The sequence below is a fragment of the Curtobacterium phoenicis genome, assembly GCF_047238015.1.
Taxonomy (GTDB): domain Bacteria; phylum Actinomycetota; class Actinomycetes; order Actinomycetales; family Microbacteriaceae; genus Curtobacterium.
Map to the genome: position 1 here is coordinate 389,767 of NZ_JBDFLZ010000002.1, position 14,628 is coordinate 404,394.

Below are 14,628 nucleotides of genomic sequence, written 5' to 3' on the forward strand. Positions count from 1 at the left end.
ACCGAACGAAGACAGGAGCACGATTTGTACTTCCACAAGCAGGAACTCCAGTTCAAGTCCACCCCGGACAAGCCCGATGCCGTCTACGCGCGGAAGCTGCAGGAGGTGCTCGGCGGTCAGTACGGTGAGATCACCGTCGCGCTGCAGTACCAGTTCCAGGCGTGGAACATGCACATGCCCGGCAAGTACCGCGACCTGGTGTTCGGCATCGGCGCGGAGGAGATGGGCCACGTCGAGATGCTCGCGACGATGATCGCGCAGCTGCTCGAGAAGAGCCCGCTCGGCATCACCGAGGACGCCGTGCAGGACGACCCCACGGTCGCCGCGATCGTCGGTGGTACGGACGTCCAGCAGGGCATCGTCGCCGGTGCCGGCGCCCGCCCGGTCGACAGCAACGGCAACCCCTGGCAGGGATCGTTCATCACCGCGAGCGGCAACCTGCTCGCCGACTTCACGGCGAATGCGAACGCCGAGATGCAGGGACGCGTGCAGGTCGCCCGGCTGTACCACATGACCGACGACCACGGCATCCGTGACCTGCTGAGCTTCCTGCTCGCGCGCGACACCATGCACCAGAACATGTGGTCGACGGCCGCCGCGGAGCTCCGCGAGAAGGGCATCGAGGACTTCCCGGTGCCGAGCAACTTCCCGCAGGCGAAGGAGAACCAGGAGGTCAACTACCAGTACCTCAACTTCTCCGACGGCAAGGAAGCGGCGAACGGCCCCTGGGCGAGCGGCCCCTCGTTCGACGGAAAGGGCGAGTACACGTACCACGACGGGCCGACGACCACGTCGCCGATGCCGCCGCCCACGCACCCGGACGTGCGGTTCTACGGCACGACCGAGCTCCCGAACGTCGTGGAGAAGACCGCAGGGACCGTGCAGGACAAGCTCAACAAGGAGTAGTCCGCAGCACGAAACGCGTGCGTTTCGACGCGGCATCCGTCGATCGACCGGTGCGACGTCGGAACGCGCGCGTTTCGTGCACCCCCGGAAACCGACGAACGGACTGGAGGCACGGTGCCAGCCGGCACCGTGCCTCCAGTCCGTCATGTCGTCACCGCGCGGTCGTCGCCAGCGTCCCGGTGTCGTCCGCCGGCTCCGACGGCGGTCTGAAGACGCCGTCGTAGAGCCGGACGACGCTCCACCCGGCCGTGAGCGCCGCCGTCCCGAGGACCGCGGCGGCCCACGGAACGAGCCCGGAGAACGCGGCCGGCGCGACCACCCACGCGAGGAACGAGCCGACCGTGCTGCCGGTCGCCCCGAGCACCAGGGCCACCCGCCGGTCGAGACTCGTCGCGGTGAGCGCGGCGGTCACGGCCGCGATCGCGATCAGTGCGTTCAGCAGTCCTGCCACCGCACCTCCGACCTACTCGGCGGTCCCGCTGCCGACGGCGAGCTGCTGCGAGCCGCCGCCCACCGCGACCTCGATCTTGCGCGGCTTCGCCGACTCCTTGACCGGGATCGTGATGCTCAGCACACCGTTGTCGTAGTTCGCGGTGATCCGCCCGGCGTCGAGGTGGTCGCCGAGGGTCAGCTGTCGGACGAAGGTGCCGGGCTGCCGCTCGCGTGTGATCCACTGCGAGCCCTCCGGGGCGCCGAGGGTGCGCTCGGCGCGGATCGTGAGGACCGAGCCGTCCACGTCGACGTCGACGCTGCCCGGGTCGATGCCCGGCAGGTCGACGTCGAGGACGTAGTGGTCCCCGGTGCGGTACAGGTCCATCGGCATCGAACGCGGTCCGCCGGCGCTCCCGAGCAGGGAGCCGGCGAGGCGGTCGAGCTCGCGGAACGGGTCGAAGTTCATCGTCATCGTCGTCAACTCCTTCTGGTGGTCCCTGTTGAGTCCCCTCGACTCAACTGGCATCAGTTTTAGCACTCGAACCCAGAGAGTGCCAACAGTGCGCTCGGAGATCGCTGTGGGGCACCGTCCAGGTGGTTCAGTGCGCGAATCGTCCAGAACAAAAACTGTTCGTTGCACGAACCGTTCACGTCGTGAAAGAGTTCGGGTGTCCGCACGGACACCTCGACCACAGCAGGAAGGCGGGATCAGACATGCGCAGCACGTACACGGGGATGCCGCGACTCGCAGCCAGCGGCCGGAGCCACCCTCGCGTCGGCCTCACTGACCAGGCAGTGATCGACGCCTTCGTCCAGCGGCGGATCGACGACCCGTCGCTGCTCTCGAAGCAGACCGAACCGTCCTACGCCGACTTCTTCTCGGCCCCCCTCGTCTGACCAGGAGCGCATGACCGCATGCCGTTGACCGTCGTCCGCCGTGAGCACGCCCACCTCTACGCCCGCCAGCCCCGCTCGGCCGCCGCGAAGACCGCTGTCGACGCTCTGCTGCGCCTGCAGCACGCCGAGGAGCAGCAGATCGAGGCGGCACGGGTCGAGACCGGTCTGACGAAGAACGAGTCGCTCGCGCTCCGGTACCTGCTGCAGGCGCACCGCGACGAACGGCCGATGGGGCCGAAGGACCTCGCGGTGATGCTGTCGGTGTCCAACGCCTCCGTCACCAAGCTCGTCGACGGGCTCGTCGCATCGGGTGACCTGATCCGGGCAGCGCACCCGACGGACCGCCGCCAGCAGGTCCTCGAGCCGACCGACCAGGCCGCCGCGAAGATCGGCGCGTCCTACGCGTCCTTCCACGAGGCGGTGGTCGAGGTGCTCGACGGGCTCTCCGAACGGGACAACCAGGTGCTCACGCGGGCACTCTCCGCGGTCGTCGACGCGATCGGTGCGCGATCGCCGCAGCCGGTCGACGAGTACACCGTCGTGCCGGAGGGCGCCTGACCTCGCGGTCGCGCGGAAAACCTTCCAGCGGTAAGTTGGCGGGGTGACCACCCCGGCCGACGACGACGCGGTCCCGCAGCGACGCGGGTACCGCAAGGGTGCCGAGCGCCGGGCGCAGATCCTCGACGAGATGATCCGCATGGTGGCCGCGCAGGGAGTCGACGCTTCGTCCCTCCGATCGGTCGCCGACGCCCTCGGGATCACCCACGCGGCACTCCGGCACTACTTCCCCAGCCGGGACGAACTCCTGCTCGCGGTCTACCACGAGCACGAGGTCCGGTCGCAGGCCGACCCCGGACGTGACAAGTCGGCGATCGGCGACATGCGGGACAGTGCCGTCCGGAACCGCGCGGTCCCCGGCCTCGTGCAGCTCTACACGACCCTGTCCGCCGATGCCGTCGGCGAGGGTCACCCGGCCACGCGGGAGTTCATGCGCGAGCGCTTCGCGTCCCTGCGCGCCGAGCTCGCCGAGTGGATCCGGGCCGACCAGGCTGCCGGCCGGATCCGGGAGGACGTCGACGCGGTGGACCTCGCCAGCCTGAGCATCGCGGCGTCGGACGGTCTGCAGGTGCAGTGGCTGCTCGATCCGGACGCGGTCGACGGCGAGCGGGTGCTCCGGATGCTCGAACGACTGGTGCCGCGCTCCGACTGAACGCTCAGCGGGGCGCGACGGTGGTCGTCATGGTGACGAGCCGGGCGCCGGGGACGTCCTCGACCGCGATCACGACCACCGGGTCGACCAGTTCGGACACGGAGTCCGGGTGCGTGCCGCCGCAGGGGATCGTCGCGGTGCCCTCCGGGAGCTCGCACCGCCACTGCCGCCGTGCGGACAGACCGGTGCCCTCGGCGTCGACGTGTATCGCGCCGCCCGTGTCCGTCCACGACCGGAGCTGCGCGGTGACCTGGCTCGCGATCGCCTCCGGATCGTCGAAGGCCGTCGGGTCGAAGCCCTTCTTCCTGAGCGACTTCCCGATCCGGTAGTCGTCCACGGAGCGGTGCTCGTGGATCGAGGACCGGACGATCGCGAGCGAGTCGAACGCCGGGTGGCCGAGCGCGTCCGTCGACACCGGCTTCGACCAGCGGTCGGCGAGGACGGCGTCGAGCGCCAGGGCGGCGAGGTGGCAGGCGCTGTGCGCGACGCTGAGGGCGGCGCGGAGCTCCGGGTCGACGGTGACCGTGACGGGCTCGCCGACCTGCGGCGGGGTACCGACGACGACGTGCGCGACGCCGAAGACCCACCCCTCGGTGCCGGTCCGCACGGGCAGGGCGTCACCGATGTGCACGTGCCCGTCGTGGAACCCCGCGACGCGCACCTCGGCCACCTCGTGGGCGGTGTCGGGTGTCCGGAGGGTCACCCGGTCGGCGGGCTGGTCCGGCCACGCGGTGTCGACCGGGTGCGCGGCCGTGCGGTCGAGGAACACGGCCCACCGGTCGTCACCGGCGGGCTCGACCGACACGACGGTCCCCTCGCTCGTCAGGGCCCCCGCGGGGTAGGTGACCTCGGTGTCCGTCGTCGGTACTGCCATGCTGGGCCCTCCTGCTCGTCCGCCGCCCGGCGGCCTCCGACCATCATGGTGGCCGACGCCGGCGACCCGGCGGAGGCGGGCCGCGCCTCCCGGCCGACGACGACGGACCGCGGACGCACCGGAGGGGCCGGCTCCTGACGGAACCGGCCCCTCATCGTGCGGGTGACTAGGCGTTCACGCCCTCGGCGAGGACCGCGGCAGCGGGGTCGAAGTCCTCGGGCAGCGGTTCCGGCTTCGCGATGCGCGAGGCGATCTCGACGGCCTGGCCGGACTCGGCGGCATCACGGATGCCGAGCATGACGTCGAGCGCGTGCGAGGCGACGGCGCCGGAGGCACGCTCGGGGCGGCCCTCGGCGATCGCACGGGCCATCTCGACGACACCCGTGCCACGACCCCAGGTCGAGCCCTTGTGCGCCAGCGTGGTCGGCTCGTCCTCGCCGAGCGTCCACAGCGTGCTGTCACCGTCGAAGACGTTCGGGTCCGGCAGCACGATCGTGCCCTCCGAGCCGTTGATCTCGACGAAGCCGTTGCGCGGCAGGGCGTGCTGGAACGACAGCGTCGTCTGCGCGGACTGCCCGTCGGCGAACGAGATGAGCGCGGCGTGGTGCGTGGGCACCTCGACCGGGAACTCGGTGCCGGCGCGGGGTCCCGAACCGATCACACGGGTCTCACGCGACTTCGACGACACGGCCTGCACGCGCGAGGCGGAGCCGAACGCGTGGAGCAGCGTCGTGACGTAGTACGGGCCGATGTCGAACAGTGGTCCGGCACCCTGCGCGTACAGGAACTCGGGGTCCGGGTGCCACTGGTCCGGGCCGGGCACGTGGAACATCGTCGTCGCGGTGAGCGGCGTGCCGATGTCCCCGCGGGCGATGGCGCGGATCGCGGTCTGGATGCCCGCACCGAGCACGGTGTCCGGCGCCGTCGCGTAGCGGACACCAGCGGCCTCGGCAGCGGCGAGCAGCGCCTGGGCGTCCTCGGCCGTGGTGGCGACCGGCTTCTCGCTCCAGGTGTGCTTGCCGGCGGCGATGATCTGCTGGCCCACCTTCGCGTGCTCCGCCGGGATCGTGATGTTCACCACGATCGAGACGTCGTCGCGGGCGAGCAGCTCCTCGACCGTGCCGTACGACGGGACGCCGTACTTCTCGGCCTGGGACTTCGCGCGCTCCTGGATGAGGTCGGCGACGAACAGGACCTCGACGTCGGCGAACTGCGTGAGGTTCGTGAGGTACTGGTCGGAGATGTTGCCGGCACCGATGATGCCGACACCCACGCGGGTCACGCGGCGCTCCCGGCGGTGTCGTTGGTCCCGAGCCACTCGAGCGACTCCGCGATGCCCTCGAACACGTCGCCGGCGTAGGCGTCGAACTCGACGACGCGGATCGCCTGCGGCGCAGCGGCGAGGATGCCCGCCACGTCGACGTCGCCCTGGCCTGCCGGCTTCTGGTTCTCGAACGCGCGCTGGAGCGCCTCGGGGACGATGAGGGCGCTCTCGGCGGAGGGGAGGGCGGTGAGGATGTCACCGTCGACCTTGCCGTCCTTCACGTGGATCGCGACCACTCGGTCGCCGAGGGAGCGGAGCACGGCCGGGGCGTCCGCACCACCGACGGTCGCCCAGAAGGTGTCGACCTCGAGGACGGTCTCGGGCGCGAGCTGCTCGACGAAGAGGTCGTAGACGGTGCGGCCGTCGACCTTGTTCGTGAACTCCCACTGGTGGTTGTGGTAGCCGAACCGCAGGCCGTGGCCGGCGGCCTCGGCGGTGAGCTCGTTCACGCGGTCGGCGATCTTCTTCACGTCGTCGGCGGTCTGCCAGCGGTCGGTCGGGATGAACGGGTCGATGACGGTCTGGATGCCGAGGCGCTTCGCGGCGTCCCAGATCGGGGCGGTGTCCTCGGCGTCGATCACGGCGACGTGACCGGAGGGCGCCGTGAGACCGTTGGCCTGCAGTGCCCGCTCGAGGTCGTCGACGCGCTCGACGAACGCGTACGGCTCGACGTTCTCGTAGCCGATCTCGCGGACCCGGGCGATGGCCTTGTCGAGGTCTTCGGCGATGGCGTCGCGCAGCGAGTAGAGCTGCACAGAGGTGGTGGGCATTGCAGAGGCTCCTTCGGTCCTGACTGGTGTCGCGGCACTGGTCGCCGTGACGGTGTCGTCGCGGCCCTGGTCGTCGCAGCCCGCAGAGGAGCGATGCTCCACGGCGAGATCGAGGACGACGCTACCGGAAAAACCACCCGGTGGGTAGTTTTCGACGCCGTGTTGCTCGCGGTCGACGGGGGTGCCCTGCGGCGCCGTCCGCCGTGCGCTTGCGGTGACCCGGTCGAGCGGGTTCGATGGCGGGGTGCAACCGGTCGACGTCGACGCCCCTGCCCTCGCCCGCTGGCGGAACGCGATCATCGTCGCGTTCGCCATCGGCGGCGTGAGCCTCACAGCGTGGGGTCCCCGTCTCCCGGAACTGCGTGCCGACCTCGGCGTCGACGTCGGCACGATCGGGGTGATGCTCGCCGGGGTGACCGTCGGCAGCGTCGCCGGCCTGCTCGGCGCCGCTCCGCTCCTCCGTCGGCTGGGCGGGCGGCGGGCGCTCACCCTGGTCGTGGTGGTCGTACCCGCCGCGGTCGCACTCGTCGGGATCGCGGTGGCGGCGCACTCCGCCCCGCTCGCGACCGTCGGCTTCGTGGTGGCCGGCGCTGGCATCGGGTCGCTCGACGTGATGGCGAACGTCGAGGGCACCGCCATCGAGGTCCGCGCCGGGCGGACGCTCCTGCCACTCATGCACGCGGCGTGGTCCGGGGGCGCCGCACTCGGAGCAGGCGTCGCCGCGCTCTGTGCCTGGCTCGGTGTCACCCCGACGCAGCAGCTGCTCGGCCAGGCCGCGATCATCCTCGTGGTCGGCGTCCTCGCGGTGCGTGCCGTGCCGGACGGCAGCCGCGCCGAGGAACCCGACACCACGCTCACGCCCGGGCAGCGGCTCCGGCGGTGGGCACGGGGATGGACGGACGTCCGCCTGCTCCTCATCGGTGTCGTCATGCTCGGGGTCGAGCTGGGTGAAGGATCGGCGAACAACTGGCTCGCGCTCGCGACCACGGACGGGCACGGCGGGACGCCCGCGGTCGGCGCCCTGTTCTTCACCGTGTTCGCAGTCTCCGAGGCGGTGACGCGCGTCGCCGCCGGACCGGTGGTCGACCGACTCGGACGGGTCCGCACCGTCCGGGTGACGACGGCGCTCGGGATCGTCGGCGCGGTCCTCTTCATCCTCGGGCCGTCCTCGTGGGTGACCCTCCCCCGGGGTCGTCCTGTGGGCGGTCGGGGTCTCCATGGGCTTCCCGCTCGGCATGTCCGCCGCGGCGCAGAGCGGTGCGGACCCTGCGGCTCGGGTGAGCGTCGTCGCGTCCATCGGGTACTTCGCCAACTTCGCCGGCCCGCCCCTGGTCGGTGCGGTCGCAGAGCACGTGGGAGCGCTGACCGCGCTGTGGCTCGTCGCGGTCCTCTTCGTCGCGGCGTTCGCGGCGGCGGGCTCGCTGCGCCCGGTCGTGCGCGGCTGAGCCGACGGCGCCGGCCGTGCAGCGCGCGGGGATGGACGTGCCGTGCGCGGGGAAGGACCTCACGCGGGTGGGGATGCGTCTCGCGCGTGGGAGGCGTCTCGCGCGTGAGGAGGCGTCTCGCTCGTGGGTAGCGTGGACGCATGACCGACCTGCGCGCGTTCCCCACCCCGGTCGGCACCGTCCAGGCCCGTGTCGACGGTGACGTCGTCCGAGCGCAGGGGATCCCCTACGCCGTCGCCGAGCGCTTCGGCCGACCCCGACCCGTACCCGCGTCCACCACGCCGTTCGTCGCCGACACCCCTGCTCCGGTCGCGCCGCAGCCCCCCGCGGCCTTCGTCGACGAGCTGTTGCCGCCGATGCAGCACCTCGCCGTCGACGAGGACTGTCAGCGCCTCACGATCACGCTGCCCGCCGACCTGCGTCAGGACGAGCTGCTGCCGGTCATGGTCTGGGTCCACGGCGGCTCCTACGTCATCGGCGGTGGCGACCTCCCGATCCACGACGCCCGCGACCTCGTCGTCGAGCAGCGGGTCGTCGTCGTGTCCGTGACCTACCGGCTCGGGGTGCTCGGGTTCCTCGGCGACGGGGAGCGCGTCCCCGCCAACCTCGGGCTGCTCGACCTCGTCGAGGCGCTGCGGTGGGTCCACGGCAACATCCGGTCCTTCGGCGGCGACCCGGACTCCGTGACCCTGTTCGGGCAGTCCGCCGGGGGCGACGCGATCGCGCACCTCATGATCAGCAGCGGCACCGAGGGGCTGTTCCGTCGCGTGGTCATCCAGAGCGCTCCGCTCGGCATCTCCCGACGGCGAGCACGGATGACCCGCGCGGTGCTCCGGGCCGTCGGGGTCGTCGATGCGACCACCCCGCTCGACGAGGTCCTCGAGCGACAGCTGGCCGGCACGCGGGCGGGAGCGCCGTTCGGCCTCCGCGGGGGCATGCCCTTCGGCACGCAGTACGGTCACGACCCGCTGCCGGCAGAGCGGCGGGCCGCCGAGGCCTGGCGTGCGGTGGCTCCCCGGATCGACGTGCTCATCGGCTCGGCGGTCGACGAGGCCGCGATGTTCGTCCGGGCCGTCCCGGCGCTGGCCGCCGTCACCCGGATCCGCCCGCTGCGCTCGCTCGTGCGCTGGTGGCTGGTCCGACCGCTGTCCGACGTCATCTACGGACGCGACGTCCGGCGGTTCCGCGACCGGCACCGAGCAGCGGGCGGGCGAGCGACGTCGTACCGCCTGCTCCGGGGCGCCACGGCCCGGCCCACCGGCGCGGTGCACATGAGCGACCTGCCGATGTTGCTCGGCGGCCGCGCGGCGTGGGCGGGGTCGGCGTTCGTGCCCGAGCGGGACTGGCCGGCGGTCGAGGAGCGCGGTCGCCGCATCCGGGCGATCTGGGCCGGGTTCGCGCGCACCGGCCGGGTCGAGGAGCCGGACGACGAGACGATCGCGTTCGACCGCGGCTGACCTGCTGCCCGCGGTTCGCGGCCCGCTGCCGGCGAAGCGGGCGTGGCGCGAGGAGCGGACTGACCCCCTGAACTGGGCGGTGCTCCCGGCCCGGTGGTCGGGACAGGATCGACGGCATGCCCGATTCCGACGTCGACCTCCGGTCCCGCGTGGTCACCGGTGCCGTCGCGGCCTACCGATCCGGTGACTTCCACAGCGTGGGCCTCGCCGAGGTCGCCCGCGCGGCCGGCCTCGGGGAGGACGACGTCCGTCGCGCCTACCCGCTGTGGGACCTGCTGATCGTGGCGGTCATGGACCGGTGGAACAACGGCAGTCGGCGGGCGCTGTGGAGCGTCGCCGAGCGGGACGGCGTGGTGGCCTACCTCCGCGCCCGACTGCAGGCCGGCCTCGACGAACCCGCGCTCGTCCGGCTGCGGATCGCGCTCCTCAGTGCGGCGTCCACACCGGGTCACCCCGCCGAGGGCTGGTTCCGGGCGCAGTACGCCCGCTCGTTCGAGGACATCACGCTCGGACTCACCCGCGACGTCGTCGCCGGGCGCGAGCCGCGTGGCGCGTCGCCACGGCACGCGGCCGAGCAGCTCGTCGCCCTGTACGAGGGCCTGCAGCTGCAGGCCGTGCTCCGTGACGACACCGAGCCGCTCGGCGCGTTCGACCGGGCGGTCGCCCGGCTCCGGGCCGGGTGGAGCACGGTTCCCGTCTGACCGACCCGCCTCAGCGTGGTGTCGCGTCGGCCGGGAGGCGCGGCGCGGCTGGACGACACCCGCTCACCTTGCTGGCATGGTCGGGTCATGGAGTACACCGACTACGACACCCGGCTCGCGGCCTACGCCGTGGTCACGGAGGGCGACCGGGTGCTCCTCGCGAAGCTGCGCTTCCCGGAGGCCGGGACCTGGACGCTGCCGGGCGGCGGTGTGGAGTTCGACGAGACCGTGGAGCAGGCCGTCGTCCGGGAGGTGCGGGAGGAGACCGGACTCGAGGCGCGCGTCGGCCCCCTGCTCGGGATCCGTCACCACGTCGTCCCCGCCGAGCGCCGCATGCACGCGAGCGCGAAGGGGCGCCCGATGAAGGCCGTGCAGGTCGTGTTCCGGGCGACGATCGTCGGCGGGGAACTGCGTGACGAACTCGACGGCTCGACGGACGAGGCCCGCTGGATCCCGATCGCCGAGCTGCCCCACCACCGGCACGGGCTCCTCGTGCCGATCGCGCTCGCGTGGGCGGGAGCGCTCACACGCTGACCGACTGAGCGGACCGGCGGCCGTCTCGGCGGGGAACTGCCGCGCGGTCGCAGCGGGCCTACTCCTCGAGGAGGCTCAGCACGTTCCCCGACGGGTCGGTGAACCACGCGATGAGCGGGCCGCCCTGCCGGTTCACGCCCCGCTCGTCGGTCGCGCCGTCGTAGTGCAGGAACGCGACACCGGCTGCGGTGAGCTCGTCGACCGCCGCGTCGATGTCCGACACCGGGAAGTTCAGCACCGTGAAGGACGCCGGCTCGTGCGCCGGACCCTTCGGGTAGACCAGCACGTGCGTCCCGCCGACCTGCAGCGAGAGCATGCCGTGCTCCTCGGTCACCGGGACGCCGAGCACCCCCTCGTAGAACGCCCGCGCCTCGGCGACGTCACGCACCGAGAACCCGCTGAACGCCTTCGTCGCATCGACCATGCGGCCAGTGAACCACCGCGCCTGCGAGGATGACACCGTGCCGCAGCAGGAGATGTCCGTCGACGAGGCCGTCGAGCGAGCCGTCGACCTCGCGCGCAGTGCGGACCGCGTGGTCCTCGGCATCACCGGCGCCCCCGGTGCGGGGAAGTCGACGCTCGCCCGACGCATCGTCGTCGCGGTCGACGAACGCCTCGGAGCCGGGACGGCCGTCCAGGTGCCGATGGACGGGTTCCACCTCGCGAACGCCGCACTCGACACCCTCGGCCGGCACGAGCGGAAGGGCGCGGTCGACACCTTCGACGCTGCCGGGTACGTCGCGCTCGTCCGTCGACTCGCGACCGCCGACGAACCGGTCGTCTGGGCCCCGGACTTCGACCGACGGATCGACGAGCCCGTCGCCGGGAGCATCGCCGTCCCGAGCACGACCCGGCTCGTGGTGACCGAGGGCAACTACCTCCTCGACGCCGAGGCACCGTGGACCGGACTGCCGGAGCTCCTCACCGAGACCTGGGCCTGCGTCGTCGACGACGCGGTGCGCGTCGACCGCCTGGTCGGTCGCCACATGCGGCACGGCCGCGACCACGACGCGGCGCGTGCGTGGGCGCTGGAGGTGGACGGCGTGAACGCCGCACGGGTCGCTGCCACGGTGAGCCGCGCCTCCAGGACGGTCCGGACGTGACGACCCGACCGACGCGCGCCACCCGACCGACGCACGCCACCCGACCGACGCGGGCCGCGAGGCCCCGCGCCCCACGAGAGGACCGACCATGACCATCGCCGTCACCGGCGCCACCGGCAAGATCGGCGGCGCGGTCGCCCACGCGCTCGCCGCGGCCGGCGTGCCCTTCCGCATGATCGTCCGGGACGCCTCCCGTGCGCCGCAGCTCCCGGGCACCGAGGTCGCGGTCGCCTCCTACGGCGACGCCGAGGCGAGCCGGTCCGCGCTGGAGGGCGTCGACCTCCTCCTCATGGTGTCCGGTGCCGAAGCCCAGGACCGCCTCGCGCAGCACCGCACCTTCGTCGGCGCCGCCGCGACGGCGGGGGTCCGCCACGTCGTCTACACGTCGTTCGTCGGCGCGGCGGAGGACGCCACGTTCACCCTCGGCCGCGACCACTGGGCGACCGAGCAGGCGATCCGGGCGACCTCGATGGCCCACACGTTCCTCCGGGACTCGTTCTACCTCGACTTCGTGGAGGACCTCGTCGGTGAGGACGGCGTGATCCGTGGGCCGGCGGCGGACGGAGCGATGGCCGCCGTCGCACGCGCCGACGTCGCCCGGACCGCGACGGTCGTCCTGCAGGCGCCGACGTCGCACCTCGACCGGACGTACGAACTCACGGGACCGACCGCGATCACGCTCGCGCAGGCGGCGGCGATCGTCTCCGAGGTCCGCGGGCGCGCCGTCACGTACCACCCGGAGACCATCGACGAGGCGTACGCATCCCGCGCCCGCTGGGAGCCGGAGCCGTGGCAGGCCGACGCGTGGGTGAGCACCTACACGGCGATCGCGGAGGGAGCGCTCGCGCACGTCTCGGGGGACGTCGAACGGGTCACCGGTCGGCGACCGCTCTCCTTGCGCGAGGTGCTCGAGCAGGCCTGACGAGCAGCTCGACCGGGCCGTGCCCGTCGGCCGGGTGGACGAGCACCCGCCCGACGGTCGGCCCCGGCAACCCGCAGCGCCACACCGACCAGCGCAACCCGGCGATGGCCCACCGCCCGCGGGCGTGGTGCCCACCCGCGAGGACGTCGGCCACGGTCCGGCACCCGCCGAGCAGCACCGCGCGGAGCACCGGGTCGTCGAGGCGGGTGCCCTCGCGCACCACGACCACGCGGAGTCCGTGGTCGATCCGCTCCCGGACCTGGTGCGTCGTGAACACCGGGACGGTCCCGGAGAAGCCGCCGTCGGTCAGGACCGGCAGCCCGGTCGCCGAGATGATGCGGGACGACAGCCGCCAGGTGTCGGTGAGGAACAGCGGGGCACCGTGGCGGTGACCGTCGATGCGCTCCGCGAGCGTGACGAGCCGGCGCAGCGCAGTCGGGTAGGAGGTCGGCTCGCCGCCGCGCCAGTCCGGCGACGAGACACGGAACCGCTCCGCGGGGTCGGCCGTGCGACCCACCGACGCGTCGAGCCCGCTGCCGTCGCGTGCCGCGTCGAGCGCCTGCAGCGAGAAGGCGGCCGGTCCCGCGACGACGGCCAGTCCGGTGGCGACCGCGATGACCGCTCGGGAGGCACGGTGCAGCCCCGACGGTCCACCCACGACCGGCCGAGGTCGGCAGAGCAGCGCGACGACCGCCGCGACGAGGGTCGCGTTCGCGACGACGTGCGCCACGTGGGCGAGGACGGCCGGCTCGTCGGCGCCGTGCGCGAGGTACAGCCACCACGCCTCCTGCCCGACCGCGAGGACCACCGGCAGGGCACGCAGCCACGCTGACCGGGAGCGTGCGAGGGCGACGGCTCCGCACCAGCCGACGGCGGCGAGGACCGCGAGCTGCACACCGACCGCGGCGACGTACGCGGTGTGCGGGATCCGGGCCACGGACAGCACGGCCCCGGCGGTCACGAGCCAGACCGCCACGACGACGAGCGTGACCGCTCCGGCTCGGGTGCCGAACGCACCACCGCACAGCGGCGCGGCCCGGTCGCTTCGCCGGAGGCACAGGACGACGACACCGACGACGACGGCGAAGAGCGCGGCCGGCAGCAGCCACGAGACCTGCGAGGCGAGGTGTGGCGTGAGCAGTCCCGTCAGCGGGCGCGTGTCAGGGGACGACCCGGACGAGGCCGGAGGGCGCACGGCGACCGCCCCCGGGAACGCCCCCGGCCGGAAGCGGTCGATCCCGTTGTAGCCGAACACCATCGCCCACGGGTCGTCGTCCGTCGAGCCGTCCACGAACGGCCGGACCCCCACGGGCGTCCGGGCGAGCCAGACCACCCAGACGAGCGAGGCCGCGACGGCGACGCCGCCGAGCACCGCGGACCGCCCGAGCCGCACCCACACGCTCCACCGTCGTCCACCGGGCCGGGCGTCCGCGAGCAGTGCCCCGAGCACCAGCGCGGGCAGGACGAACCACGCCTGCAGCATCTTCGCCTGGAACCCGACCCCGACCGCCAGGCCGGACGCCACGAGCGGCCACCAGGTCCCGGTGATCGCGGCGCGCTGCCACCAGAGCAGTGCGACGGCGAGGGCGGCCGTGACGAGGGCGTCCTCCATCGGGTGCGCGAACACCGACACGAAGATCGGCGTGGTGGCCGCGGCGAGGGCAGCGACGAGTCCCGTCCCGACCCCGGCCCAGCGGAGGCCGACCACCGAGCACGCCCACACCGTGACGAGGCCCTCGACCACCTGCGGCAGCGCGAGGGCCGAGGTCGAGTCCCCGAGCAGCCGGACGCTCAGCGCCTGCGGCACGAGGAAGCCGCTGAGCTTGTCGAGCGTCACGGTCGCCGAGGGGTCGAACGAGCCGGACCACAGCGCGTGCCACGATCCGGACATCGAGCGGGCGGCCGCCGCGTAGAAGGGTGCGTCACCGCCGCGGGCGAGGTTCCACCCGAGCAGCACCGTGGACCCGAGCAACACGGCGAGCAGCGCGACCCGTGCCGCGGGGTGGTGATCGGCCCATCTGGCCGGACGTCGGGTGTCCACCCCTGGACCTTG

Annotated in this window: 17 protein-coding genes; 10 read left to right on the forward strand and 7 right to left on the reverse strand. The window is 72.9% G+C overall.

What is annotated here, in order from left to right:
• Positions 1-24 precede the first annotated feature (24 nt).
• A complete protein-coding gene (locus tag ABC270_RS01990; protein WP_412879251.1) occupies positions 25-906 on the forward strand; it encodes a manganese catalase in 882 nt (293 codons plus the stop codon).
• Positions 907-1,057: 151 nt separating this feature from the next.
• On the opposite strand, the gene ABC270_RS01995 is transcribed toward ABC270_RS01990, so the two are convergent.
• Positions 1,058-1,357, reverse strand: a complete 300-nt coding sequence (locus tag ABC270_RS01995; RefSeq protein WP_412879252.1) for a hypothetical protein — start codon at positions 1,355-1,357, stop codon at positions 1,058-1,060.
• Positions 1,358-1,369: 12 nt separating this feature from the next.
• The gene (locus tag ABC270_RS02000) at positions 1,370-1,810 is read right to left on the reverse strand and encodes an Hsp20/alpha crystallin family protein (protein WP_412879253.1); all 441 of its coding nucleotides are present in this window, start codon (positions 1,808-1,810) and stop codon (positions 1,370-1,372) included.
• Positions 1,811-2,052: 242 nt separating this feature from the next.
• Here ABC270_RS02000 and ABC270_RS02005 point away from each other — a divergent pair, with 242 nt between their 5' ends.
• The 3 genes from ABC270_RS02005 to ABC270_RS02015 are packed head-to-tail and all read left to right on the forward strand — an operon-like array spanning position 2,053 to position 3,445.
• The gene (locus ABC270_RS02005) at positions 2,053-2,235 is read left to right on the forward strand and encodes a hypothetical protein (protein ID WP_412879254.1); all 183 of its coding nucleotides are present in this window, start codon (positions 2,053-2,055) and stop codon (positions 2,233-2,235) included.
• 18 nt (positions 2,236-2,253) lie between these two features.
• Positions 2,254-2,793, forward strand: a complete 540-nt coding sequence (locus tag ABC270_RS02010) for a MarR family winged helix-turn-helix transcriptional regulator (RefSeq protein ID WP_412879255.1) — start codon at positions 2,254-2,256, stop codon at positions 2,791-2,793.
• Positions 2,794-2,836: 43 nt separating this feature from the next.
• Positions 2,837-3,445: a TetR/AcrR family transcriptional regulator gene (locus ABC270_RS02015; RefSeq protein ID WP_412879256.1), complete on the forward strand. Its 609-nt coding sequence runs from the start codon at positions 2,837-2,839 to the stop codon at positions 3,443-3,445.
• Between the two features lie 4 nt (positions 3,446-3,449).
• Here the strand turns inward: ABC270_RS02015 and ABC270_RS02020 are convergent, their stop codons facing one another.
• The 3 genes from ABC270_RS02020 to ABC270_RS02030 all read right to left on the reverse strand — a co-directional run bounded on the left by ABC270_RS02020 (position 3,450) and on the right by ABC270_RS02030 (position 6,413).
• Positions 3,450-4,319 (reverse strand): metal-dependent hydrolase, encoded by an 870-nt coding sequence (locus tag ABC270_RS02020; RefSeq protein WP_412879257.1) that lies wholly within the window; start codon positions 4,317-4,319, stop codon positions 3,450-3,452.
• Positions 4,320-4,485: 166 nt separating this feature from the next.
• A complete protein-coding gene (locus tag ABC270_RS02025) occupies positions 4,486-5,601 on the reverse strand; it encodes a Gfo/Idh/MocA family protein (protein ID WP_412879258.1) in 1,116 nt (371 codons plus the stop codon).
• Positions 5,598-6,413 (reverse strand): sugar phosphate isomerase/epimerase family protein, encoded by an 816-nt coding sequence (locus tag ABC270_RS02030; protein WP_412879259.1) that lies wholly within the window; start codon positions 6,411-6,413, stop codon positions 5,598-5,600. The genes ABC270_RS02025 and ABC270_RS02030 overlap by 4 nt, the downstream gene beginning before the upstream one ends.
• Positions 6,414-6,657: 244 nt before the next feature.
• On the opposite strand from ABC270_RS02030, the gene ABC270_RS02035 reads away from it, so the two are divergent.
• From ABC270_RS02035 to ABC270_RS02050, 4 genes are all read left to right on the forward strand, one after another.
• Entirely contained in the window at positions 6,658-7,989 is a 1,332-nt protein-coding gene (locus tag ABC270_RS02035; protein WP_412879260.1) for an MFS transporter, read from the forward strand.
• 9 nt (positions 7,990-7,998) lie between these two features.
• Entirely contained in the window at positions 7,999-9,315 is a 1,317-nt protein-coding gene (locus ABC270_RS02040; RefSeq protein ID WP_412879261.1) for a carboxylesterase family protein, read from the forward strand.
• Between the two features lie 116 nt (positions 9,316-9,431).
• Positions 9,432-10,016, forward strand: coding sequence for a TetR/AcrR family transcriptional regulator (locus ABC270_RS02045; protein WP_412879262.1), 585 nt, complete (start codon positions 9,432-9,434; stop codon positions 10,014-10,016).
• A gap of 87 nt (positions 10,017-10,103) precedes the next feature.
• A complete protein-coding gene (locus ABC270_RS02050; protein ID WP_412879263.1) occupies positions 10,104-10,550 on the forward strand; it encodes an NUDIX hydrolase in 447 nt (148 codons plus the stop codon).
• Positions 10,551-10,608: 58 nt separating this feature from the next.
• On the opposite strand, the gene ABC270_RS02055 is transcribed toward ABC270_RS02050, so the two are convergent.
• Entirely contained in the window at positions 10,609-10,974 is a 366-nt protein-coding gene (locus tag ABC270_RS02055; RefSeq protein ID WP_412879264.1) for a VOC family protein, read from the reverse strand.
• 37 nt (positions 10,975-11,011) lie between these two features.
• Here ABC270_RS02055 and ABC270_RS02060 point away from each other — a divergent pair, with 37 nt between their 5' ends.
• Together ABC270_RS02060 and ABC270_RS02065 are read left to right on the forward strand one after the other, a co-directional pair.
• Positions 11,012-11,653: a nucleoside/nucleotide kinase family protein gene (locus tag ABC270_RS02060; RefSeq protein WP_412879265.1), complete on the forward strand. Its 642-nt coding sequence runs from the start codon at positions 11,012-11,014 to the stop codon at positions 11,651-11,653.
• Positions 11,654-11,741: 88 nt separating this feature from the next.
• Positions 11,742-12,575 (forward strand): NmrA family NAD(P)-binding protein, encoded by an 834-nt coding sequence (locus ABC270_RS02065; RefSeq protein ID WP_412879266.1) that lies wholly within the window; start codon positions 11,742-11,744, stop codon positions 12,573-12,575.
• Here ABC270_RS02065 and ABC270_RS02070 read toward each other — a convergent pair.
• Complete coding sequence (locus ABC270_RS02070; protein ID WP_412879267.1) at positions 12,526-14,616, reverse strand: glycosyltransferase family 39 protein; 2,091 nt, start codon at positions 14,614-14,616, stop codon at positions 12,526-12,528. The genes ABC270_RS02065 and ABC270_RS02070 overlap by 50 nt on opposite strands.
• Positions 14,617-14,628 lie beyond the last annotated feature (12 nt).